At 48.4% G+C, this 23,705-nt stretch carries 13 protein-coding genes; 3 read left to right on the forward strand and 10 right to left on the reverse strand.

The genetic code is table 11. From position 1 onward, the window contains the following. Positions 1–219 precede the first annotated feature (219 nt). The gene (locus tag QUB16_RS27405) at positions 220–2,034 is read left to right on the forward strand and encodes an adenylate/guanylate cyclase domain-containing protein (RefSeq protein WP_333321051.1); all 1,815 of its coding nucleotides are present in this window, start codon (positions 220–222) and stop codon (positions 2,032–2,034) included. Between the two features lie 337 nt (positions 2,035–2,371). Here the strand turns inward: QUB16_RS27405 and glsA are convergent, their stop codons facing one another. Beyond that, a complete protein-coding gene (gene glsA / locus QUB16_RS27410) occupies positions 2,372–3,298 on the reverse strand; it encodes a glutaminase A (RefSeq protein WP_333321053.1) in 927 nt (308 codons plus the stop codon). 517 nt (positions 3,299–3,815) lie between these two features. On the opposite strand from glsA, the gene QUB16_RS27415 reads away from it, so the two are divergent. Beyond that, positions 3,816–4,166 (forward strand): hypothetical protein, encoded by a 351-nt coding sequence (locus QUB16_RS27415; protein WP_333321054.1) that lies wholly within the window; start codon positions 3,816–3,818, stop codon positions 4,164–4,166. Here the strand turns inward: QUB16_RS27415 and QUB16_RS27420 are convergent. Together QUB16_RS27420 and pap are read right to left on the reverse strand one after the other, a co-directional pair. After that, the gene (locus tag QUB16_RS27420; protein WP_333321056.1) at positions 4,163–5,158 is read right to left on the reverse strand and encodes a YdcF family protein; all 996 of its coding nucleotides are present in this window, start codon (positions 5,156–5,158) and stop codon (positions 4,163–4,165) included. The two genes, QUB16_RS27415 and QUB16_RS27420, sit on opposite strands and share 4 nt — an antisense overlap. Positions 5,159–5,511: 353 nt before the next feature. Further along, on the reverse strand, positions 5,512–6,999 hold the full coding sequence (gene pap, locus QUB16_RS27425; protein ID WP_333321058.1) for a polyphosphate:AMP phosphotransferase: 1,488 nt from the start codon (positions 6,997–6,999) through the stop codon (positions 5,512–5,514). Positions 7,000–7,748: 749 nt separating this feature from the next. Between pap and QUB16_RS27430 the strand changes: the two genes are divergently transcribed. Continuing rightward, a complete protein-coding gene (locus tag QUB16_RS27430; RefSeq protein WP_333321060.1) occupies positions 7,749–8,708 on the forward strand; it encodes a GNAT family N-acetyltransferase in 960 nt (319 codons plus the stop codon). 141 nt (positions 8,709–8,849) lie between these two features. Here the strand turns inward: QUB16_RS27430 and QUB16_RS27435 are convergent, their stop codons facing one another. From QUB16_RS27435 to QUB16_RS27465, 7 genes are all read right to left on the reverse strand, one after another. Next, entirely contained in the window at positions 8,850–15,338 is a 6,489-nt protein-coding gene (locus QUB16_RS27435) for a DUF4347 domain-containing protein (RefSeq protein WP_333321062.1), read from the reverse strand. 460 nt (positions 15,339–15,798) lie between these two features. After that, positions 15,799–16,620 carry a sulfotransferase gene (locus QUB16_RS27440; protein ID WP_333321064.1) on the reverse strand — a complete coding sequence of 274 codons (822 nt, stop codon included), beginning with the start codon at positions 16,618–16,620 and terminating at the stop codon, positions 15,799–15,801. A gap of 555 nt (positions 16,621–17,175) precedes the next feature. Further along, positions 17,176–18,075 (reverse strand): ABC transporter ATP-binding protein, encoded by a 900-nt coding sequence (locus QUB16_RS27445; RefSeq protein ID WP_333321066.1) that lies wholly within the window; start codon positions 18,073–18,075, stop codon positions 17,176–17,178. A gap of 389 nt (positions 18,076–18,464) precedes the next feature. Beyond that, positions 18,465–19,301, reverse strand: a complete 837-nt coding sequence (locus QUB16_RS27450) for an ABC transporter permease (RefSeq protein WP_445251172.1) — start codon at positions 19,299–19,301, stop codon at positions 18,465–18,467. Positions 19,302–19,658: 357 nt separating this feature from the next. After that, a complete protein-coding gene (locus QUB16_RS27455; RefSeq protein ID WP_333321068.1) occupies positions 19,659–20,720 on the reverse strand; it encodes a hypothetical protein in 1,062 nt (353 codons plus the stop codon). A gap of 542 nt (positions 20,721–21,262) precedes the next feature. Then, positions 21,263–22,096: a hypothetical protein gene (locus QUB16_RS27460; RefSeq protein WP_333321069.1), complete on the reverse strand. Its 834-nt coding sequence runs from the start codon at positions 22,094–22,096 to the stop codon at positions 21,263–21,265. 307 nt (positions 22,097–22,403) lie between these two features. Continuing rightward, positions 22,404–23,429 carry an ABC transporter permease gene (locus QUB16_RS27465; RefSeq protein WP_333205958.1) on the reverse strand — a complete coding sequence of 342 codons (1,026 nt, stop codon included), beginning with the start codon at positions 23,427–23,429 and terminating at the stop codon, positions 22,404–22,406. Positions 23,430–23,705 lie beyond the last annotated feature (276 nt).

Below are 23,705 nucleotides of genomic sequence, written 5' to 3' on the forward strand. Positions count from 1 at the left end.
CGTCCTTTTTGGACGGGCGGGACGCCCATCCCACAATAACAATTAAAATTGTAAGTTATTTAATTCGCGATCCTAAAAACCTGTATCCGATGAAACTTGCCCCCCGAATTTATCCGTGGGGTCGCCTCTAAAATCTAAAATCTAAAATCTAAAATCGATTGACTCCCACTCCTCTCGAAGTTCGGACTCGAATGTCAATTATTGCGTCAAATTAATTGCATGAAGTTGAAAGAATGGATCGATCATCTCAAACAAAATCACCTGATCGGGCTGCGGCAATATGTATTCACAAATCCTCCCTGGATGACAGGGGCATTAGTAGGTATAATGTCTGTAGCCATGCTGCAATTGGGAATGTGGAAACCCCTTGAATATTTGGGATACAAAATGCTATTTCAAATTCGAGAATCGGGAATTTTGCCAAATCCCGGATGGGATTCTAGAATTGCGGTAATTGCGATCGAACCGCATTCCTTGCAGGAATACGGTCAATTTCCTTGGCCCCGCAACCGCTACGCCCAACTGCTAGAAGCACTGAAAAAATCTCCCCCTACAGCAGTTGGTTTTGACATTCTTTTCCTCGATCCAAGTCCGAAAGATGATATTTTAGCCGCTGCAATCGCCGCCAACGGCAAAGTTGTACTCGCTAGAACCACCAAAGAAGAACCCCTAGCATCTTTAATAGCAGCCGCCGCAGGTGTCGGCCACATCGGCCAGGAACCCGATAGCGACGGTATTAGCCGCGAGTCAAAAATCTTTCTCAACGGGATTCCTAATTTCGGTTTAGCAATGATTCACAGGTACAATGCTGCTAATCCCCAAGATCCAGTATTGCTCCCACAGTCCAAAAATAAGCAGGAAAAAAAAGTCTGGGTTAACTGGCCGGGGAAAACAGAAAATCTACCTACCTATGCTTTTGTTGATGTCGTAGAAGGTAGAATTCCCGCAGATGCTCTGACTAATAAGTTAGTTTTAGTGGGCATAGTTGCTACCGGTTTAGACCCGATATCTTCACCTCTAAACAAGACTACGGCTGGGGTTTATTTATATGCAGCGTTGGTTGACAATTTGCTCAATCAACGCTTGCTACGGCGACTGCCGGTACTCGTAGAAATTTTGTTATTGTTGGGGATTGGGTCGCTTACTGCCTTGGTTCTGGGCAACCGAGGCGTTAAGGAGAGAATTGCGATCGCTCTCGGTTTGCCTATAATTTGGATTGGGGCTGGTGCTTTGTTATTTGGCTTCTTTTTTTGGTGGGTTCCGATTGCCGCACCTATCGGCACCCTCATTTTATCTGGCACTGCTTTGCAACTGCGGGAACAGTACGAAAAGCAGCAGTTGATGAGGTTATTTGAAAAGCACGTCGCTCCAGAGACAGCTCAACTTATTTGGGAACGCAAAGCGGAGATATTTGAACAGGGAGAACTGGAACCTCAAGAACTTACAGCCACGGTGCTGTTTATGGATATTCGGAGTTTTACTTCCATTTCAGAAAAAATGCCGCCGCGAGATTTACTCACCTGGTTGAACAATTATTTGGAAGCGATGACTAACTGTATTATGGATCACGGCGGCGTTGTAGATAAATACATCGGTGATGCAATTATGGCAGTTTTTGGAGTGCCTTTTTGCCATACCGAATATCGAGAAATTCAACAAGATGCTTTGAATGCAGTTGCGGCTTGTATTGCGATGCACGAACGGCTGCACCAACTTAATCAGCAGCTTAGAATTGAACACAAACCTTTAATTAAGTTTGGCATCGGTTTGCATACCGGACAGTTAGTTGCTGGTAGCGTGGGCGGTTCCCGGCGTTTGAATTATTCTGTGATCGGCGATGCTGTCAACGTTGCTGCTAGATTGGAGGCGATGAATAAGGAAATTGTTTCTGACAGTCCTTTTAATTTGTTGGTGACGGCGAGGACTTTTGCTTATGTGCGCGATCGCTACGAAGGCCAAAAAGTAGGCTCGATTCAATTGCGCGGCAAAAAAGAAGAGACTGTGGTTTATGCTATTTTGGGCGAAAAGCATTAGTCATCGGGCATGGGGCATGGGGCATTAGTTGTGATATTATGTCCTGTTAATTAGGCCCAATTACTTCATACTGGGGAATTAAAATATTGGTTGTAGGGGCGGGTTTTTCGACAATCTACGCCTCAAACAAATAATCTCAAAAACCCGCTCCCGCCCCACGGTAAATCGAAATATACATTTTTTTCAGGCGATCGCCCGTGTTGGTTGATGTAGATTATTAGCGGTGTGGCGGCGGGTTTATAAAGCTTGTTTGTACTGATTAGATATTGTCGTAAAACCCGACCCTACGGAATTATATTGTTTCCCAATGACCAATGACCCATTCCCAATTCCCAATCTAATCAAATACGCTTAGCCGCAGAGTTTTAGCTATTTTTTCTAACAGAAATAAGCCACCGATAGAATTTCCGTCTTTATCCAGGGGCGGACTGTAAAAGCCGATCGCACCTTGGCCCGGAATTACCGACACCAAAGCCCCGCTAACTCCCGACTTAGCCGGCAGTCCCACCCGCAGCGCAAAGCGGCCGGATGCTTCATACAAACCGCAAGTCGCCATCAGTGCTTTGACAGTACGGCAGTTTTCTCGCATTGCTCGATCGCCAGTATTTACCAAAACCATCCCCAGCTTAGCTAAATCCTCTACAGTTCCAGAAAAACAGCAGATGCGATTGTAGGTTTCTAAAGCAATTTCTGGATTTTGAATGTAACCCGATTCTACCATTTTCAAGGCGAGATTCCAATTATTTTGATTCGGGTTTGTCTGCACTGAATCGAGCATTAACTCGTCAACAAATAACTGACTGTTTGCCTGTTGATTCAGCCAATCGAGCAAGTTTTGACAGCGCGACACAGCATTTTGACCGGGAATCAAAGACGCAAGGGCGATCGCCCCGCTATTAATCATCGGGTTTCTCGGCTTCCCTTGGTCTATTTCGAGTTGAGTTAGGGAATTGAAAGGCAGTTGCGAAGGCTCGCAGCCAACGCAGTCAAATACCGTTTTTTCGCCGACTTCGCACAGCAAATAAAGCAGCACAAAAGGCTTGACTACACTCATCAGCGGGAATGTTTGAGCAATGCTACCCCAGCTCATAATTTGCGCGTCAATTGCCCGAATTTGCACGGCAAACCCTTGTCTGTCGGCTTGCGCTAGGAGAGGTATGTACGCAGGGATTTGACCGGATCTACTGCGATTAATTGCCTCTTTTGCCCAAGCTTCCAGTTGTTCGGGTTGCAGGCAAGATAGTTTGCTGGTGGATATTTTCACTCTCGATTATTTCGATCATTTTAAATTTTAGATTGGCATTCCTGGCGCGATATTGAGCCAGAAACCCCGTTTATTAACCGAATTGCGTCACTTGGGCCCGCTGCGGGAAGAAACTGGGTTTCTTCGGGGAGATAAGGCAAGCTCATAATTTGATGAAATTTTTGTGTGGTGTCCCGCCTGCCCGAAAAATACAACGCAAGATGCGGGACACCTTATTTAAGGCTGTTGACCTTTGGGCCCGCCGGGAGCAAATAAATTTTTCATAAAAAACCTGTACTCTGCATAAAAATCTCCCCTTCACCCGGATATATAAGTAGCAGCTTCAAGGCAACGCTGCTAGGCAAAACAAACAAGCACTAGCTGGAAATGCCTTCAGATTCTTATATTTAAGCCCCAGCAAGGGGCGGGGTGCATATTTAACTTAATTCTTTCAGAGTTCGCCAAATCCTGTCCGGAAAACCCCCGAACCTCTGAGAATGTACTATCCAACCGGATTCACCAAAACCAGGATAAAAAAATGGCAGAAGAAACGAAAGCAGCAGTAGCAGAAGCCCCGAAGCCAGCTCCGCTGACTTTTAAGGGTGTGTGCAGCGACGGAGTTCTCAAAGGCAAAGAAATTGAAGGCAAACTAGACATCAAAGTCAATGTTGAATCTGTCAAAGCGGCAGAAGCACCGCCCAAAAAATCCCAGTGGGAGCCAGTTATCTTTTGGGTATTGTTTGCATTTATGGCAAACTTGATTGTCGGCGACCCCGCCGGAATGAGAAAAAACAGCTCCCCACAAAGGTCTCATTCTCATCAGATGTTAAACCAATCTGGGGAGCAGTCGCTGTTGCCTAAGAAAAACACCAGCAACTTGCCACTTTAGGCTCTGGGAGCCTGCCAGCCGCGCAAATAGTAATAAAAAGACCCGAAATATTCATCGAATACTCGCGTCGTAGTTACCAAAGCTTCTGCACTAGGCAAAAAATCTCCCGCGTCTAAGCGGAGTCTACTGGATTTCCCTCCTGATGTGGGTTGAAAAGTGTAGAAGTCGGTAGCCCTAGGAATCACCTGGATTCCCATATTCGCAAAAGCGAGGCTGGCACGGCGCATCTGAATCGCAGATGTTACCAGGATTACTTTGCGCGGGGCGCCACGGGTGTCGAGTATCTTTCTCACCTCTTGGGCGCTGGTGCGTATGTTGCTGCCGTTATCGTCGAGAACGATACTGCTGCGCGGCACGCCCATGTTGTTTGCCAGCAAAGTCTCGATATCCTTAGCTTCGCCAACATAACCCTCCAACTCTGGTCTGGGGCCAGCGGTAACGATGACCATCGGTGCCACTTTTTGGCGGTACAAAACGGCTGCATAGGGCAGGCGATTGCCTGTATCTGTCAGTTGAATCGCTACTCGGTTGGGGATGTGAGGCTGAGTGGTTCCCTTGCCCAGCAGGACGATCGCCGCGGCAGTTTCATCGCAGCAAGCTGTGCGGACGGCTGCAGCGGCGTCCCGTTCTGCTTGCTCCGCGAACCAGTAAGCGACAACCGGCATACTCGAAAGGATCAAAACTAGCAGCGCTGCCAGGATCATTCTCGGCGCCGGGTTGCGGATGCCCCCGTTCGTGATCAGCGCCGATGCAATCACCAGCAGCGTGATGGAAAAACCCAGCGGCTTAAAGAAGAAGGCTATGAGCCCGAAAATCGCTGCTCCGACCGGGGTGTCTGGTGCAAAAAAAGCTAGGATCAAAAGGCTGATCAGCAGCAAAACGCGCAGCCGGTCTAATAAGGGATTGTCTTTGCCTCCTGATTGCTCCCACCACGATCTGAGCAGTGAGAACAGGAGGAATAGAAATAGAATGCGAGCTAACAGTTCTGGCATCTTGCAATATTCTGTGTCTTCATAATTTAGTAGGGAAGTGTGGAAACGAGCGCGACTTTAGCTGCGGGAGGAAACACGGGCATCGGTGGGTTTTTAACTTTCGCGAATAACGCAGTCCGATCGCATTTATCCTAATGCTCGCTTCCGGTCAGCTATCAACTATTGGTTGCAGGGTGAAACCCGCTACTTCCAGTCACAGATTGCTGACAGTTAATTGGTAATTGATAACTGGTAATGGTTGATTGATAATTGGTAATGAATCGATCGCAGGGAGGTGAAATTGGCAATTCAAGCCTGCTTTCTGCTGCCTGCTTTTTTTCCCCATTACCTGTTACCCATTCACCAATCCCAATTTATCGGCGCTTCAGTTGATTCCGAATTGCCTGCGTTACCGTTTGAATTACTTTAACACGAGCATAATACTTGTTATCGGCCGCAATTAGCGTCCAGGGAGCAAGCGGCGTGCTGGTGCGCTGAATCATTTGATTCACCGCCACTTCATAATAATTCCACTTTTGGCGATTCCGCCAATCTTCCTCGGTGAGTTTGTATTGTTTAAATGGATTGTTTTGCCGCTCTGTAAACCGCTTTAGCTGTTCGTCAGGACTGATGTGCAGCCAGAATTTAACTAAGACACAACCGAAACTGGTGAGTTGCTCCTCAAATTCGTTGATTTCCTGGTAAGCTCGGCGCCATTCGGGTTCGGTGGCAAATCCTTCGACTCGCTCGACCAGCACTCTACCATACCAACTACGATCGCAAATGCTGATTTTACCAGCCGTTGGCAGCCGCCGCCAGAACCGCCAGAGGTAGTGGTGCGCTTTTTCTTCGTCTGTCGGCACCCCAAAGGCATTAGCGATGTAACTGCGGGGGTCTAGGATGTCCGTCAAGCGTTTGATGGCTCCTCCTTTGCCGGCGGCGTCCCAACCTTCAAACAGGACTAAGACGGGGATTTCCTCTTCGTAGATGCTTTGTTGCAGTTGGCCAAAACGGGTTTGTTCCTCGCGAAGTTGCTGTTTGTATTCGTCGGGCGACAGCGATTGAGTTAAATCTACTTGGGCCAGCAAGTCTGGTTCCGTGGGTTGCAAGCTTTCTTGAGGTGGCAATTTCACGGGTGCAGATTGCGTCGGCAGTCTGTCTAAGGCTTCTGTAATTGTCGCTGCCATTTGGGTCAAAACTTTGACTCTTGCCCACCGCTGACAATCGCCTTCTACTAGCGTCCAAGGTGCGGGGCCCGTGCCGGTTTGGGCTACCATTTCTTCGGCAAAAGTTGTGTATTCTTCGTATTTTTTGGCTTGTTTCCAATCTTCGGGTCGCACTCGCCAAGCTTGTAATGCGTCATCTTCTAGTTTTTTGAGCCGGTGCTTGAGCTCTTTTTTGCTGAGGTGAATCCAAAATTTGGCAATTGCGGCGCCGTCATCTACCATCTGCCGCTCGAAAGCGTTGATTTGCCTGATGACTGTCGGTACTTCTGCGTCGGAGACTCGATCGAACAACCGGTCTTCTAAAACATGAGTGTACCAACTGTGGTAGAAAAAACCAATTTTGCCACGGGCGGGGAGTTTCTGCCAAAACCGCCACAGGAAAGGATAGCCCCTTTCTGCATCTGACGGCGGCCAAATCGGGTGGACGGCAAACCCGCGCGGGTCCATGTACCCCACCATTTTTTTGACCAGCGCGCCTTTGCCGGCGGCGGCCCAACCTTCGAGGACGATAATTGCGGGCAATTTTTTTTCCCTGCAGGCCAGTTGGAGCGATCGCAACTGTTGCATTAAAATTTCTATCTTGGCATCGTAGGTTTCTTTATCCAGGGAAATATCTAAATCGAGGTTGTCGAGCATATTTACCTCATATTAATCTGTAAAAAACAGTTTAACGTTAGTTTAACGTTTGGATAAAATTAAATCCTCAACTCAGGGAAAAACGTTATAAAAATTACAGTTACGGCTGGTTGAAAGCCGGAGCGCTCCTGCAATCAAATGCCAGCCTCGTTCATACTAGCAAGATTCCCTCGATTTCCAACTTGCCAAAAAAAACAGCTCAGGTTATAGTTGAAATAGGGAACTTTTAAATAAGTTCAACTTCTCCCCTCCCCCGATCGGGCGAGTTAACAGGAGGAGCCAAAAATCCCTGAAAAAGGATTTCTTCTAAAAAGAGCAAAAGTAAAAATCAACTACCCGGTGGGGGTGACAACTTCTTTACTTAGCTGTAGAAACTTTATTCAAACAATAGTAGTTACTTAAGCACCAAGCTTGGTAACGAAAGAGAGCGCGACTCATCGACATCCAGCCATAAACTCCAATACAAAACTAGCCCAAAAAGGCAAACCAATTTTTATGATTGCGCTATAAGATAAAACCTGAAAGCCTGGGTGATATAAACAGGTTTCTGAGTTTTATCGACACCATTCTCAAATACTAAAAACAGTTTAGGTGCGGTCACGCGAACCCGCCCCACAAGAACATTTATTTCTTGTGGAACAGGCCGGAAAGCCTGTTACTGACATTTGTGCAAAATGTCTGAATTACTGTACTTGTTTGCCAATACCAACTAAGAGGAACAGTCCGAAATTACGGATTGCAAGTTTTTTATGAATATCTTGACAACACGCTCCTACAAGGGCGAAACTGACTGGTGCGCGATCGCAAATTTAATCGATGCTTGCGAAGCAGTGGATAGACTCGGCGAAGAAGTCTCTGCAACTGAACTCAAGCTAATACTTGATGCCCCCAAACTCGACCAAGCCCGTGACGTGCAGTTGTGGGAAGATGGTAATTACAAACTAATCGGTTTGTCACTCCTAGATATGCCCGATTCCCAGAATGAAATAGACGCTTCTCTCTGGTTTTACGTGCATCCAAATGTCCGTGGCGAAGGATTAGAAAAAGACATAATTAAGTGGGGAGAAAAGCGGCTGCGCCAAGTAGGAAAAGAACGCAATTTGCCCGCGAAATTGCGTACCTACAGCCGGGAGGACAAAACCGATGAGATGCCGCTGTTAGAAAAACAGGGCTTTGAGGTCGATCGCTATTTTTGGACAATGGCCCGATCCCTCGCCGAACCGATTCCCACACCCGAATTTCCCGCCGATTTTGAGCTGACACACGTATCAGGAGAAAAAGACATCCAACCCTGGGTAGAGATGTTCAACCAGTCATTTATCGATCACTGGAATCACCACGATTTAACTGCGGAAACCGTGCGCTACTGGATGCAAGACGCCAATTATCAGCCGGAATTAGATTTGATTGCTGTTTCGGGCGATCGCAAATTTGCAGCTTTCTGCGACTGTCAAATCAAACCCCAAAAAAACGCCCGCAGTGGCACAAAAGACGGTTGGATTGAATTGTTGGGTACGCGGCGCGACTTTCGGAAAATGGGTTTAGGAAAAGCGATGCTGCTGGCGGGTTTGCACTCCTTAAAAGCGGCGGGCGCAAACACAGCTAAACTCAGCGTCGATGCTGACAGTTTGACAGGGGCGACAAAGCTTTACAAATCAGTCGGTTTCCGCCCGATGGAAACTTGGATCGAGTGGGCTAAGACAGTGTAAATTCGTTAGGGTAGTCAGAAACCGGGTTTTTGCGAAAATACTGCGTTACAGCCTGCCGATTCGGTAAAAAACCCGGTTTCTTTGGTTTTTGAAGCGATCGCCCTTTTGTACTTAAGGGCGATCGTACTTTTCTCTCCTTCCCTAAACCAGCATGAAATTAGCCGATGTAATCGCATTGGCACTCACTCCAAGCATCACACCTAACTCCTCTCCTGTCAAGACATTTTTGATGAGAGTTCCCTGAGTATTTTGAGTGATTGCTAACTGACCAAAACTCAAACCTCCGCTTAATCCAATCAAGTCTTGACCCAGGGTAAAATCAGCGATGATCTCAAATCCTTGACCAGTTGTTAAGGCAAAGATATCGTTACCGCTACCTCCGATCAAACTATCATTTCCCAAATCTCCGTAAAGGATATCGTCGCCTTTACCACCAGTGAGAGTATCATTATCTTCCCCTCCATAAAGAGTATCATTTCCTTCGCACCCTCCCAGGATATCTGCTGCTTCGTTACCGCTGATAAAATCATCACCATCCCCGCCGCAGATAGTATCCGTACCCTGATTTCCAAACAGGTAGTCATCACCTTCACTACCAAGGATTATGTCATTCCCTTTGCCTCCGAATAAGGTGTCATTTCCCTTGCCACCATCAATAAAGTCATCATTTCTGTTACCATAAACGATCTCATCACCTTCGCGGCCATTGATGGAGTCATTGCCTTTACCTCCAAAGATTAAATCGTTGCCCAAGTCGCCCAGGATGATGTCATTATTTTCATCTCCAAATAGGATGTCATCGCCTGTGCCACCGCTGATAAAATCGTTGCCTTTGTTGCCGTTGAGGATGTCGGCGCTGTCGCCACCATATAAGTTGTCATCCCCGGAAGAAGCATCGAATATATTGCCGTTGTTGCTGCCGAGAAATTCGTCGTTTTTGGCAGTGCCTATTTGAATGCCGGATACACCGAGTATGGTGTTTTCAACTGTATTTGGTTGGTTTAAGTTGGGATAAACAATGTCATCGCAGATGCAGTCATCGTTGGGGATGTTGTTGGTTATTGGTGTTGGCGTTACTTCGGGCGTTGGTGTCGGTGTTTCCGCTGTTGTTGGTGTCGGTGTTTCCGCTGTTGTTGGTGTTGGTGTTTCCGCAGGTGTTGGCGCGGGTGTTGGCGCGGGCGTCGGTGTTTCCGCAGGTGTGGGTGCGGGTGTTGGCGCGGGCGTCGGTGTTTCCGCAGGTGTTGGCGCGGGTGTTGGCGCGGGCGTCGGTGTTTCCGCAGGTGTTGGTGCGGGTGTTGGCGCGGGCGTTGGTGTTTCCGCAGGTGTGGGTGCGGGTGTTGGTGTTTCCGCAGGTGTGGGTGCGGGTGTTGGTGTTTCCGCAGGTGTTGGTGCGGGTGTTGGTGTTTCCGCAGGTGTGGGTGCGGGTGTTGGTGTTTCCGCAGGTGTTGGTGCGGGCGCGGGTGTTGGTGCGGGTGCTGGTGCGGGTGCTGGTGCTGGTGTTGGTGCTGGTGCGGTGTCGTTGTCAGTGTTAGTGACTGCGACATCAGCCGCATTAACACCGCTGTAATTAGTATCGGTACTGGTAGCAGCAGCGGTGACAATGTTGTAAGCAGCGTTCCCATCTACTACTAAGTCATCTACTCCCGTAACTGTGACTGTTTGGGGAGTATTCCAGTTAGCCGAGGTGAAGGTGACAGAGGATTTGTCTACAGTACCTTCGCTAGTTTTATTGCTAGTTAATGGAATGGTGACATCGGCTGTTGGTTTAGTGTTGAGTTGAACTGTAAATGTGGCTGTTCCCCCGGCTTCGGTTGTGGTTAATCCGGCGGTTGGTGCGATCGTAATTCCAGGAGTCTCGTTGTCTGTATTGGTGACTGCGACATCGGCTGGTTTGAGATTTTTGTAGTTGACATCTGCGGTAGTTGTATCAGCCGCCGCGATAATTTGATAGGCTTGAGGGCCATCAGCAACAGAGTCATCGACTCCCGTAACTGTGACTGTTTGGGGAGTATTCCAGTTAGCCGAGGTGAAGGTGACAGATGATTTATCTACCGTACCCTCCGCAGTGTTGTTGCTAGTTAATCCGATCTCAACATTCGCTGTGGGTTGACTGTCTAGTTTGACTGTAAATGTGGCTTTCCCTCCCGCTTCGGTTGTGGTTAATCCGGCGGTTGGTGCGATCGTAATTCCAGGAGTCTCGTTGTCTGTATTGGTGACTGCGACATCGGCTGGTTTGAGATTTTTGTAGTTGACATCTGCGGTAGTTGTATCAGCCGCCGCGATAATTTGATAGGCTTGAGGGCCATCAGCAACAGAGTCATCGACTCCCGTAACTGTGACTGTTTGGGGAGTATTCCAGTTAGCCGAGGTGAAGGTGACAGATGATTTATCTACCGTACCCTCCGCAGTGTTGTTGCTAGTTAATCCGATCTCAACATTCGCTGTGGGTTGACTGTCTAGTTTGACTGTAAATGTGGCGGTTCCGCCCGCCTCGGTTGTGGTTAATCCGGCGGTTGGTGCGATCGTAATTCCAGGAGTCTCGTTGTCTGTATTGGTGACTGCGACATCGGCTGGTTTGAGATTTTTGTAGTTGACATCTGCGGTAGTTGTATCAGCCGCCGCGATAATTTGATAGGCTTGAGGGCCATCAGCAACAAAGTCATCTACTCCCGTAACCGTGACTGTTTGTGGCACATTCCAGTTAGCAGGCGTGAAGGTGACACTGCTTTTGTCTGGTGTACCCTCAGCAGTGTTGTTGCTAGTTAATCCGATCTCAACATTCGCTGTGGGTTGACTGTCTAGTTTGACTGTAAATGTGGCGGTTCCGCCCGCCTCGGTTGTGGTTAATCCGGAGATCGGGCCGATCGTAATTCCAGCAGTGTCGTTGTCTGCGATCGTCACACTTTGATTAGTAGTGGTTCCTAATAGTATTCCGGCTGATGGGGTGCTAATCGTCAAGGTGGCTGTTTCCGTACCTTCGACAAGATTATCATCGTTAACTGTGAGGGTTACTTGCCCAGTATTGCTGCCGTTTGGGATGGTGATTTGAGCGGGAATAGCACCTGTAAAATCAGCAGCGCTAGCAGTACCAGTTAATGCTAAATTAACTGTTTGAGCGCCGACGACGTTACCTTCGGCAGTGGCGGTAAAGGTAATGGCGGTTGCAGCGGCTTCGCTGGCGGTATTGGTGCTGGCACTGAGGTTAACTTTTGGTGCTGGAACGGTAATATTAAACGTAGCTTTGTCGGAAAGGTCAACACCGCCATTCGCCGTGCCGCCGTCATCTTGCAGTTGTACTTCAACGGTGGCTGTTCCGGGTTGACCGTTGGGGGTGTAGGTAAGCGTGCCATTATTTGCAACTGTTGGTGCAGTCGTAAATAATGTGTTGCCGCTGGTGATGTTAACCGTGTAGTTCTTAACAGCTTGAGTTGTTTCGTTGGCGGGGCCGAAGGTAATGCCCGAAACCCAATTGTTGACGGTTTGAGCTGTATTTGTCCATGCTGTTAGGGTTTGGTTGCCTAAGTTTGTGAAGCTGGGTTTGTCGTTGACACCGTTGACGGTGATGGTGAAGGTTTGGGTAGTCGAGGTATCGACACCGCCGTTAGCAGTGCCGCCGCTGTCTTGGACTGCGACATCAAAGGTGGAGGTGCCGTTGGCATCGGGGGCGGGGGTGTAGGTGAGGTTGCCGCTGGCATCTATTGCTGGCGCTACTGCAAATAAGCCAGGCGTGCCGATCTTGCCGACACTGTAGGTGGCAGTTTGGCTGGCTTCGTTGGCGGGGCCGGGGTTGAAGGTGGCCCAACCCGTTACTGTTTGCGCCCCGCTGTCTTCGTTGACTGCGACGGGGTTGGTGGCGGTGAAGCTGGGGGCATTGTTGACGCCATCAACAGTAATGGTGAAGGTTTGGATAGTCGAGGTATCGACGCCACCGTTGGCTGTGCCGCCGCTATCTTGTACTCGCACGTCAAAGGTGGAGGTGCCGAAGGCGTTGGCGGCGGGGGTGTAGGTGAGGTTGCCAGTGGCATCTATTGCTGGCGCTACTGCAAATAAACCAGGGGTGCCGATGTTGCTGACTGTGTAGGTGGCAGTTTGGGCGGCTTCGTCGGCTGGGCCGGGGCTGAAGGTTGCCCAACCCGTTACTGTTTGTGCGCCGCTGTCTTCGTTGACTGCGACGGGGTTGGTGGCACTGAAGCTGGGGGCATCGTTGACACCGTTGACGGTAATGGTGAAGGTTTGGATAGTCGAGGTATTGACGCCACCGTTGGCTGTGCCGCCGCTATCTTGTACTCGCACGTCAAAGGTGGAGGTGCCGAAGGCGTTGGCGGCGGGGGTGTAGGTGAGTTTGCCAGTGGCATCTATTGCTGGCGCTACTGCAAATAAACCAGGGGTGCCGATGTTGCTGACTGTGTAGGTGGCAGTTTGGGCGGCTTCGTCGGCTGGGCCGGGGCTGAAGGTTGCCCAACCCGTTACTGTTTGTGCGCCGCTGTCTTCGTTGACTGCGATGGGGTTGGTGGCACTGAAGCTGGGTTGGTCGTTAACGGCGGTAACGGTGATGGCTGCGGTATCGGTGGCACTGCTGAAGGCAGTGGTACCACCGTTGGTGCTGGTGTTAGCGGTGTTGCCGTTGGTGCCAGAGGTGGTATCCCAAGCCCGGAAGGTGATGGCGTTGGCGATGGTGCCGTTGTAGTTGGCCGTTGTGGGTTGGAAGTAGATGCGGTTATTGGCGTTTGCTGCTAGCAGGCGGGCGCTAGTATTGGATACTGCGCCCAAGGGAGTCCAGTTGGTGCCACCGTTGGTGCTGTAGAACCAAGCGCCGTTGGTTGTGTCGGCGCCGGTGATGGCGATGCCTGCTACTGCGCCAGTGTTGGCATCGGTGATGTTATTCTGCCCCGTTCCTATAGCAGCGATCGAGGAAATGAGGGTGCCGACAGCGCCTGTGGGTACTGGCGCATCTTCGAGGATGGGATTGAGGGTGACGGTGGTATCGGCAAGAACGGGTGCGGTGTTGCCGTTAATAATCGAGCCGTAAACATCGTTATTGTCTTGGTTGTTGCCGATACCGTTGGCGGGGGTGGTGGCAGCGGGGGCGCTAGCTTGGTTTGCCGCGGTGTTGCTGGTGAAGGTTGCCCCGGCTGAGGTGACAGCAGGTAGCGTACTTGGCATTCCCTGGTTGTTGCCGTTGGTGTTGTTGGTGGAAGTCATGGCAAAAATGGCTCCGCCTTTGCCTTGAGAACCGCCACTGCCGCCGCCTGTGGCTGTGTTGTTGCTAAAAATTGTGTTGTTTAAGGTTAAAGAGCCTTGTCGGACAAAGATGGCACCTCCAAGGCCTGCGCCGCCGCCGTAGCCGCCGGCGGGGGCAGTGCCGCCGAACCTGCCGCCAACGCCACCGTTGCGGGCCCCGCCGCCGCCGTAGCCGCCGTTGCCACCGGGGGGGTTGGGGCCGCCGGTGTTGGCGCCAAAAGCTCCGCCGCCGCCAAAGCCGCCCCTGCCGCCGGCGAAGGCGCCACCGCCGCCGAAGCCGCCGGCGCCGCCGTTGAAGCTGCCGCCGCCGCCGAAGCCGCCGACGCCGCCACCATAGTTTCCATTACCGCCATAGCCCCCACCGGTCCCTGTGCTATTGCCAAACAAGCCACCGCCACCGGTGAATTGGGCAGAGCCAAACATTCCTCCGCCACCACCAGTGCCGCCGGAGGTACCACCAATGGCGCTATTGTTATTAAAGGTGACGTTATTTAGCCCCACCGTGCCGTTGTAGATAAACAAGCCTCCACCCATCCCGGCACCACCACCGAGGCCATTTCCCCCTTGTGCTCGTCCATTGGTGAGGGTCATATTCGAGAAATTGACCGTTCCCGACCTCACAAAAAACGGTCGAACGTCACCGGCATCATTTGTGCCGTTGTTATTCACATCTCCGCTGACAGAGAAATTATTCCCAATAAAATCAATGTTGCTGTTAATTAGGGTTGTCATTACCGCTGTCACTCTGACATTTGTTTGCAGAGTAATCGTGTCATTTCCCGCTGCGACATTCGCTTGCCGAATTGCCCAACTTAAAGTATTTGCTGTCCCCCCCGTGCCGTCATCGGTTGCCACTGTTACATTAAAATTCGCCAACACATAATCATAATCTTTCATCGCCTCCCGATTCAGCGGCACGGCGGCTTCTATCTTGCCCGTTACTATTTCTAAATCCCAGTCGCCGCCTTTTGCAGCATTTCCCGTCAAATTGTTTGAAGCTGCAATATCTGCCCCTGTGATTTCGCTCAATCGCTTGACAAAATTCTGGCCAGTGTCTCCGGCGGCTGCATCGCATCCATATAATAGGATATCTCCGTTTTCAGTTAGGGCATTTCCCCACTGTTTTAGCTGAGTGTTGAAACTTTCTATATCATTCTCATTGAGTACGTCAGAACCGAGTTTTAAACTGCCTTCGCTTCCGTGAGAAAGGATATGCACGGCTTCAATATCTTTTTGATTTGCCAAGGCATTTGTAATTTGCTCGATGCCGCTCAAATTTTCATTTAAAATGAAAATTTGAGCGGCATCGATGTTTTGAATCAGGCTTTGGTAATCCTGTACAGAAGAGTCTACGAAAATAATTTGCTTGTTCGCGGTTGGTAAGTTCATAATTCCTGCAATCCTTTATATCTATCGTTTACATTTAAGTCCGGCTTTTGTTTCAACAAGAGCCTCAAAGCTTGATATCAAATCCGGCGGCATTGGAATTGATATTACCCGCAGTCAGGACTCCACCGTGCCTTTCGGAGTGTCAACTTAAGCTGTGAGCCCTTGAGAAATCTCGTTTATATCCGAGTCCAGAGCGCCCTAAATCCCGCTTAAGAAGGGGAGTAGGGGTTGACTTTGAGTACACTCTTGTCCCCCCCTTCTTAAGGGGGGCTAGGGGGGATCTAGGCCTAATCGTCAAACCAGAGTCTCTGACATGGTTTCACGTTAAATTGACACTAATGGGCGAAAGCCTTTGTCCCTACAATTAATCGGGCGATAGTTGCATCCGAACGAGAAAAATTGGTTATTTTGAGGTAGGGAAACGGCATTGCCGTGTCCAGAGTTGCCTCTGTTTTCCGATTTATTTCGCTTTCGCTACAATAGCGCTGGCACGGCTATTTGTCGGCTCTGTCCAAAAAGATAAGCCATCAAATCGATCGAACAAATCGGGCGGTAAAATCGTTTTTCTCGGTTTAAACTCGACTTTTGCGCGCACTTGATGCAATCCTTTTGTGTTGAGTCGATTATCGAATTCGGGCTCTTGATATTGAACATTCTCGAAGTCATGCTCAAAAGGTTCTTCGCCCAGAAATTGATAAATTAGCGACATTGTTTTAGTCGGATTTATAGTTAATAGCTCGTAGTCTACCAGTAGAATAGATGCACTTTGTTCGCTATAGAAAGCTTCTTTTAGAGCGTTGTAAGCATAACCGACTAAACGGGAACCCTGACTTAATGCTTCGGTGCGGCTGTAGACTGTAGCCCGTTCCGCTGGATTGTTAAACAACCGGGAAACATCAAAGGCGTTGCGCCGAATCAGTAGCTCGATGCTGTCCATAATCCAAGCGATGTTTCTGACACAGCAGATGACTTTAGATCCGGGAAATAGTTCCTGAATTAATGGCAATTTGCTGCACCAAAGACGATTGGTGTCGAAGATCACTTCTTTTTCATTTTGCGGGTGGTAATACGCAGAAAAGATGCTCAGAATCAGCGCCCGCTTTTGTTCCGGGGAAATGAACGCGGAAAACTCGTTGTCTTCGCTCATCGCTTCCAACATTCTCTCGACTAAACCCCCGACTGGGCTAGTCATAGCAGCGTGAAAGCGGGGATTTTGTCGTAGTAGTGCAGCCAGTAAAGTAGAGCCTGAGCGGGGTAGTCCTGATATGAAATGAGGTTTCACTGGCTTAGCGCTGGAATGGGTTTCTATAAAATTAGATGCAACCTAAATGTATCATACCAAAGACATATCTTTTATAGCATATTTTTATTTAACAGTTCGCAAGACAACATCCAGGTTTACGATATCTTTACAATCTAGACATCGTGGGTAGACTTTCCCCTATCTCTATCATTGCTTAGGGCCCCTGCCTCTGTAAAGTCGGAAAAGTCGGATCTTTGCCATGAGGACATAATTTAGATATCCAAGAGAGGCTGTGGGTATGAGGGTTTATTTGTTTTAGCGGAATTTTATTGGCTATTTTGCCAGACAGCATAAAGGTTGACGATATCTTGAGAATCTAGACATCGCCTTTGTTAATTACTCTGGAATTTTTGACCGCAGATGGTGGCGGATATACGGATGGACGCAGATGAATTTAGTTTAGTCTTGGACGCACGGGTGGTCAGAAACCGGGTTTTTGCGAAAATACTGCGTTAGAGCCTGTAGATTCGGTAAAAAACCCGGTTTCTTTGGTTTTTGAAGCGCACCGGACGGATATACGCTGATGGACGCAGATTAAGATACAGTTTGTTTAGTTACTTCTACATAAATATGTTCTAACCGCACCGGATACCGAGCGATTGAGTCAATAGAAATTCCATCAAAACGCAAAATAATCTCTTTTAATTCTAAACGTTCCGGCAGCCAAAATGCTAAATCGCTACCGTAGCGGCGGGGAATGAAACTGTATTGTTTAGCGCGGGCGATGACTTCAGCTTCTTCGTCGGTTTTTACCACGATAATCTCTTGAGCCGGAATCAGTTTTTGCAACTCCTCCAAACTGCCCTCAGCCACAATACTGCCATTCTTTAAAATCCCAATTCTTTGACACAGCCGCTCAGCTTCATCCAACAAGTGAGTTGTCAGCAAAATTGTAATTCCTTCCGATTGCAATCGCTGAATTAACTCCCAAATTTCATAGCGAGCCTCAATATCTAAACCCGTTGTCGGTTCATCTAAAATTACTAATTTAGGCTGATGTACTAAAGCCACCGCAATATTCAAACGGCGCTGCATTCCTCCGCTCAAAGTTTCCACGGGGCTTGTAGCTCTATCTGTCAAATTTACTGCTTTCAAACAGTGTCTTACTTGATAGCGCCGCTGTTTCCGCTCTAAGCCGTAAATTTGAGCAAAAAAGTTGAGGTTTTCTTCGCAGCTAAGGCTTTTGTAAAGCAAGTTTTCTTGGGGCGCTACACCGATTAAGGATTTTGTAGATTCGGAAACAGGCTCGCCATTGATGGAAACTTTGCCGCTGTCGGCATTTAGCAAATTACATAAAATATTGATAGTTGTAGTTTTGCCCGCCCCGTTTGGCCCCAGCAAACCGTAAATTTCTCCAGCTTGTATGTGCAGTGTTAAATCTTTAAGCACTGAACGCTCGCCATAGGACTTATTTAGCTTTTCTATTTGCAGCACTGCTTTAATTCTCCGTATTATTTTATATATTTACGATTTTTTCGGAATTATTTAACCGCAGAGAGCGCAGAGGGCGCAGAGGAGGATAAGAGAGAGATGAATAATTACGACATAATGCAATACGGTTCAGATAAGACTGATCCCCCCTAGCCCCCCTTAAGAAGGGGGGGACAAGAAGTTGCTCAAAGTCCCCCTTCTTATCAGATAAGACCGATCCCCCCTAGCCAAGAGGGCGGGCACGGGGAGTAGGGGTCGCACCGCCCCTACGAAGGGGGGGACAAGAAGTTGCTCAAAGTCAACCCCTACTCCCCTTCTTAAGGGGGATTTAGGGGGATATCCGGGGAATTAACAGTGTTAACTGAACCGTATTGCGACATAATTAGATAGTTTTAAAGCCTTCTTTCTACTCGCAACATCCGCCGATAAGACAGCCATCCGGCTACTATCATTAAAACTGCAAAAATACACAAAAAACCGAAGTGCGACGAAATATCAGCCAAATCTTTGCCGTCAGCCCACACGCCCATCAGCGCTTCGTTCATGTGATAAATTGGATTGTACTGGGCGAGATCCAGCAGACTTTTGGGAAACAGCGAAGTCGGTAAGAATGCGCCTCCTAAAATCAACAAAGGAACGCCGAAAGCGGCTACTAGCGAGTTGACATCTTCAGTGCGCCTCGCAAACTGGGTGCCGAGAATAAAGCCTACACCTACATAAGATACAATACTGAGCAGAATAATCGCACATCCTAACAGAATAGAGCCTTGAAATTGTGCTCCTAAACAAGAGGCGATCGTGTATACTAAAATTACCTGACCGATGCCGATGCAACTGTGAGCCAGGAAAATTCCTAAAAAGTAGGAAGTGCCACTCAGCGGGGAAATAAACAAGCGTTTGAGGGTATGCTGTTCTCGCTCAGCTACTACTGTTGCTACGCTACCACCGAGACAGCTAAAAAATAAAGCCGCTCCTACTAAGCTTGCAGGTGCAGCAGTTTCAAAGGCTTTTGCTGTGCTGAGATTAGCGCGTTCTTTTAAAATTAAACCGTTAATTAGCAAGATAGAAACTGGAAATATACTCCACAAGACTAAGCTGCGTCGCCGCCTCCCCAATTCAATTAATATTCGCTGTGCTACTGCGAGCGTTTCGTACCAGTATTTCATAGGAAATATATTAGTATTGTGAGAATGGGGAATTGGTAATGATGCCACCGCATATGGGAGCATCTCAGTTTTGCATTTATAGTGCGAGCGTCCCCGCTCGCGTGCTTGTATAACCACGCGAGCGGGGACGCTCGCCCTACAATAAAAAATGCTTCTTGCCAAACTGACATGCTCCCCCGCATATCATACCATAGAGATGCCAATAATTTAACTCTCAAGAAAAAACCCGCCGACGCGGGTTTGGATTTTAGGGGGATAGGTTTTAACAACAGTTAAAAAAAAGAATGGAACAGTAACAACTTCTCAACCCATATCGAATCAGTTATTCCCAATTCTTTAAGCGAAAATCGAAAATCGAAAATCGAAAATCGAAAATCGAAAATCGAAAATGGTATAACTTGTCGCCTTCTGTCGTTGCTCTCAATTAATACTAAAGTTCTTACCTCTGTAGCATCCTTGAAAAGAAGTTAAACTGGTGCGGTTTCCCTGTTCCAATTTAGTCACGAGGGAAGAAGTATTGGAACTGTCAGGGGTAGCATCCCACTTGTAGATAAAGTCGCCGAGAGAGTCTCCGGTTTCTTCGTAGCTGTGCTCTTCTACCGGAATTCCCGAAACTCCTGAAACAGTTTGGTTGTGGTATCCGTTAACGATGATTTTTTCGATAACTGCGCCCGGTTCTGCAGTAATGTTCCATTGCACCGGTTCATAGGCTGAAAGTGCGAGAATTATCGGCTTGTTTCGGCGTTCTACTTTGACTTCGATCCTCTCCGAGGGCTTCGCTAACGCACTTTTAGATAAATCTCGGTTCTTGTGATCCGCATTGGCTTCGTAAACGCCTATTAAATGAAGTTCTTTGTTTCCGCTTGAGGAACCGATATAAGCTGAAAAATCGTCTGAACCGCCAAGCCCGCAGTTGGCGCCCGAACTAATTGGGGAAACAAAAGCTGTTTTTTCGGCTAGTTTCTGCTGCACTGCCGGCACTACCCACAATCCGGTGCCGATGCCTAAAGCACCTATCAAAGCGGCCGCGATACCAAAAGGAAGGATATTTGTGAGGTTGCGAACAACTGGTTTGGCTGTTAGTTGAGATAGGGTTTGCTGCCAAGTTTCACCAGTTTGATCGGCATTCCCGCCATCGAGACAAGCCAATAAACCTAAACTTTCCGGCTGTTCGAGCAGACTTTGAACCGTTTTCCCTTCGCCGACGTAGAGATTTCTAGTTTCGGTGTCTAAAAGCAGCCAGTAGCGATCGCCCTCGCCGAGGTTGTACTCTTGTAGGGCAGGATCGACTAAATCGTGCTGCAAAAACACCAGCCAAGCCATATTATTGCCAGTGCCGACTGTTTTGCCGTCGCTGGAAATAAGTTGGTCGATGTCGGGTTCCCAGCGCCAAGCTACCCAGCGGCTATTTCCTCGATAGCCGAGGGATTTTTCTAGTTGCGGATGAGCGGTTATTTCTAAGCGTTGAACTAAGTTTGACACTAGATTTCCTCCTCAAGTGCGTTAGCGAAGCCCGCCCCTACGGGGGCTACGCCAACGCAGAGGATCGGGTCTAGAGCAATTTTGTTTAAATTTAAAACAAATATTTTGCTCATGAAGAGCCTCCGAATAATCGGGTTAATTTTGTCTCGCTAATGTTATCAGCCGGTACTTTCCAAACCACACTGGCTTAACAAAAATATGCCTGTTGAATGGTTTAGCTGGAGAACTTGGAGCTGGCAAGCACCCGCCTGGTAATAATTTTAACCTTTGCTGATAACTAATCCTGTTACGGATTCAAGCTGGCTATCTATCACTGCTTCTACTTGGTTGTCCAGTTTTGAAAGAGTGCTTAGCTAATAGCGTCTACAAGTTCTTAGCTTAACTTTTATTTCGCTATTCTGCTACAAAATATGCCGATCGCACCTGAGAGCAATATTAAGCAGGCAAATAAATATTCCGGCTTTCTCGCGGGTGAAATATCCCTTAAAAAAAGAACGTTTCCGAGAAACCCGGTTTCTGTAAAAGTTCTGACACTTTGCCTATTACTGGCGGGGGCCATCAATCGCATCTCTAGTCGGTGCAAGGCCTCCGGGGCTAAAGGAACTCGGCGGCACTCTCGGAAGATTGAGATTGCGATTGGGAACTAAATCGCTGTTGCTGTCGCCAGCAGTTCCACCCGTGGGAGACGCACTGTTATTGGGATTGGTATTCGGCGCTGTTCCCGGATTGAGATTATTGGGATTGGTATTCGGCGCTGTTCCCGGATTGAGATTATTGGGATTGGTATTCGGCGCTGTTCCCGGATTGAGATTATTGGGATTGGTAATCGGTGAACCTCCCGGATTGGCATTGGGAGTACCTGCGGGCGAAGTCCCCGGAGTGAGATTGTTGGGATTGGTATTCGGCGAAGTTCCCGGATTGGCATTGTTGGGATTGTTGGGATTGGTATTCGGCGAAGTTCCCGGATTGGCATTATTAGGATTGTTGGGATTGGTATTCGGCGAAGTTCCCGGATTGGCATTGTTGGGACTGTTGGGATTTGCCGTGCCTGCAGGAGTAGTTATCGGGGTGCCGGCAGCATCTCTGGTGATGGCGTTGGGGTTCGGGGGAGGAGGCGGAGGAGTGGCTGCATTGGGGTTATTTGCAGGAGCATTGCCCGGAGCAGTGTTTTGGGGAGCAGCGTTGCTGCCGCACAAGCTGACTAAATCAAAAGTTGTGCCGCCTGGAGTTTCGATGAAGCAAACCGGCACATTTACTTGGGGGTTTGAGGCTCTGGGAAAATCGGCTGTTCCCGGCATGGGACGGCTAAAGGCAGCTTCAGCCATCAATGGGGTCAAGGCCGCCGATAGAGCGGCGATTGTTCGCAATAATCTCATCAGCGTTTCCTCAAATGTATAATTTTATTTTCTCCAGTATTGCCCATAAATTGCCAAGTGTCGTCACTCTAAAAGCCGATCGATCTTTTTAACAACTACTTCTACAGGGCCACCCCTGGCTAAAACATCTCGCCCAGACAGAAAGTACAGGTAGAAAAAGGCTTAGGAGCGCGAATTAAATAACTTACAATTTTAATTGTTATTGTGGGATGGGCGGGACGCCCATCCCACAAACTTGTGGAAGTTATTTAATTCTCATTCCTTAGTGACACATTCGCACATCCTTTTCCCTTCTTCCTTGATATTTTTAATACCGAATTCGCGGGTCAACGTAAGCGTTCAAAATATCAATTACAATGCTGGCAATTACGACAATTGCCGCAAAAAACACCACTATACCTTGAACAGTTGGATAATCCCGCAAGCTAATCGCTTCGTAAAGACGATTTGCCAACCCCGGCCAAGAAAAAGTAACCTCTGTTAAAATAGCACCGCCCAACAGTGCAGCAAAAGTCAATCCTAAGACAGTAATCACCGGAATTAGTGCATTTTTTAGAGCGTGAGCCCATAAAATCTGCAATTCGGGAATGCCTCTAGCTCTCGCTGCTTCGACATAATCTGCTTGCAAAGTTTGCTTGAGATTCACTCTGACAATGCGCTCGAAAATGCCACTCAAAAGAATCCCCAACGTCAAACTCGGAAGTGCCAAATAATGCAAAGATGTGAGAAACTGACCGGGGTTAGCGCTCAGCAGACTGTCAATAGTGTATAGTCCTGTGTAGCCTTCGGGGGCTGGGAATGTCACGGGAAAGCGAGTTCCCAAGGGAAACCATCCCAACTGCACTGCGAAAATCAACTGCAAAACCATGCCAGCCCAAAAAGCCGGCAGTGAGTAAGTGATAATGCCAAACAAACGGCCGACAGCATCGAAAATAGTGTTGGGGCGGGATGCTGCTAAGGAACCGATACTGATGCCGACAATTAAAGCTATGGCCATGCTACAAACTGCTAATTCCACTGTAGCGGGGAAATAATCTCCGATAATTTGCCACACGGTTTGTCCGCGAGTGGTGATGGAGGTTCCCAAGTTCAGACTGAATAAGTCTTTCATGTATTTGAAATATTGCTCCCACAGGGGTGCGTCGAGGCCGAGTTGGGTTCGCATTGCTTCTTTGGCGGCTGCGGGAGCTCGTGAGCCGAGAATGGCATCTATGGGGTCGCCCGGAGTGGCCCGCAACAATAAAAATACTGCTGTGGTGATTGTCCACAACATTAGCGGTGCGAGAAGCAAGCGGACAAAAATATAAGATTGCAGGGCTTTGGAACGAGACATAATATTTGGGAATTGTGAAGAAATCAGTCATTAGTCATTAGTCATTAGTCATTAGTCATTAGGCAGATGTTCAAGGCAGATGGCAGGTGGATGATGGAGGATGGAAGAAACAGATATTTTATATCTGCGACTTCTGTGTCGCGAATCAGGGGAATTGGGAATTGCGAATAGACAGTTGAGTTGATTTTTGCGAAAAAGTCGATGGGAGCATCTCAGTTTTGCATTTACAGTGCGAGCGTCCCCGCTCGCGTATTGTACAATACGCGAGCGGGGACG

Origin of the sequence: Microcoleus sp. D3_18a_C4 (genome assembly GCF_036702415.1) — a bacterium.
GTDB lineage: Bacteria > Cyanobacteriota > Cyanobacteriia > Cyanobacteriales > Microcoleaceae > Microcoleus.

Excerpts from the sequence above, each read along its gene's own strand:
- QUB16_RS27415 (WP_333321054.1), top strand. The coding sequence starts at position 3,816 with ATGGCAGAAGAAACGAAAGCAGCAGTAGCAGAAGCCCCGAAGCCAGCT.
- QUB16_RS27430 (WP_333321060.1), top strand. The coding sequence starts at position 7,749 with ATGAATATCTTGACAACACGCTCCTACAAGGGCGAAACTGACTGGTGC.
- QUB16_RS27450 (WP_445251172.1), bottom strand. The coding sequence starts at position 19,301 with ATGCTCCCATATGCGGTGGCATCATTACCAATTCCCCATTCTCACAAT.
- QUB16_RS27420 (WP_333321056.1), bottom strand. The coding sequence starts at position 5,158 with ATGCCAGAACTGTTAGCTCGCATTCTATTTCTATTCCTCCTGTTCTCA.
- pap (WP_333321058.1), bottom strand. The coding sequence starts at position 6,999 with ATGCTCGACAACCTCGATTTAGATATTTCCCTGGATAAAGAAACCTAC.
- QUB16_RS27465 (WP_333205958.1), bottom strand. The coding sequence starts at position 23,429 with ATGTCTCGTTCCAAAGCCCTGCAATCTTATATTTTTGTCCGCTTGCTT.
- QUB16_RS27405 (WP_333321051.1), top strand. The coding sequence starts at position 220 with ATGAAGTTGAAAGAATGGATCGATCATCTCAAACAAAATCACCTGATC.
- QUB16_RS27435 (WP_333321062.1), bottom strand. The coding sequence starts at position 15,338 with ATGAACTTACCAACCGCGAACAAGCAAATTATTTTCGTAGACTCTTCT.
- QUB16_RS27460 (WP_333321069.1), bottom strand. The coding sequence starts at position 22,096 with ATGAGATTATTGCGAACAATCGCCGCTCTATCGGCGGCCTTGACCCCA.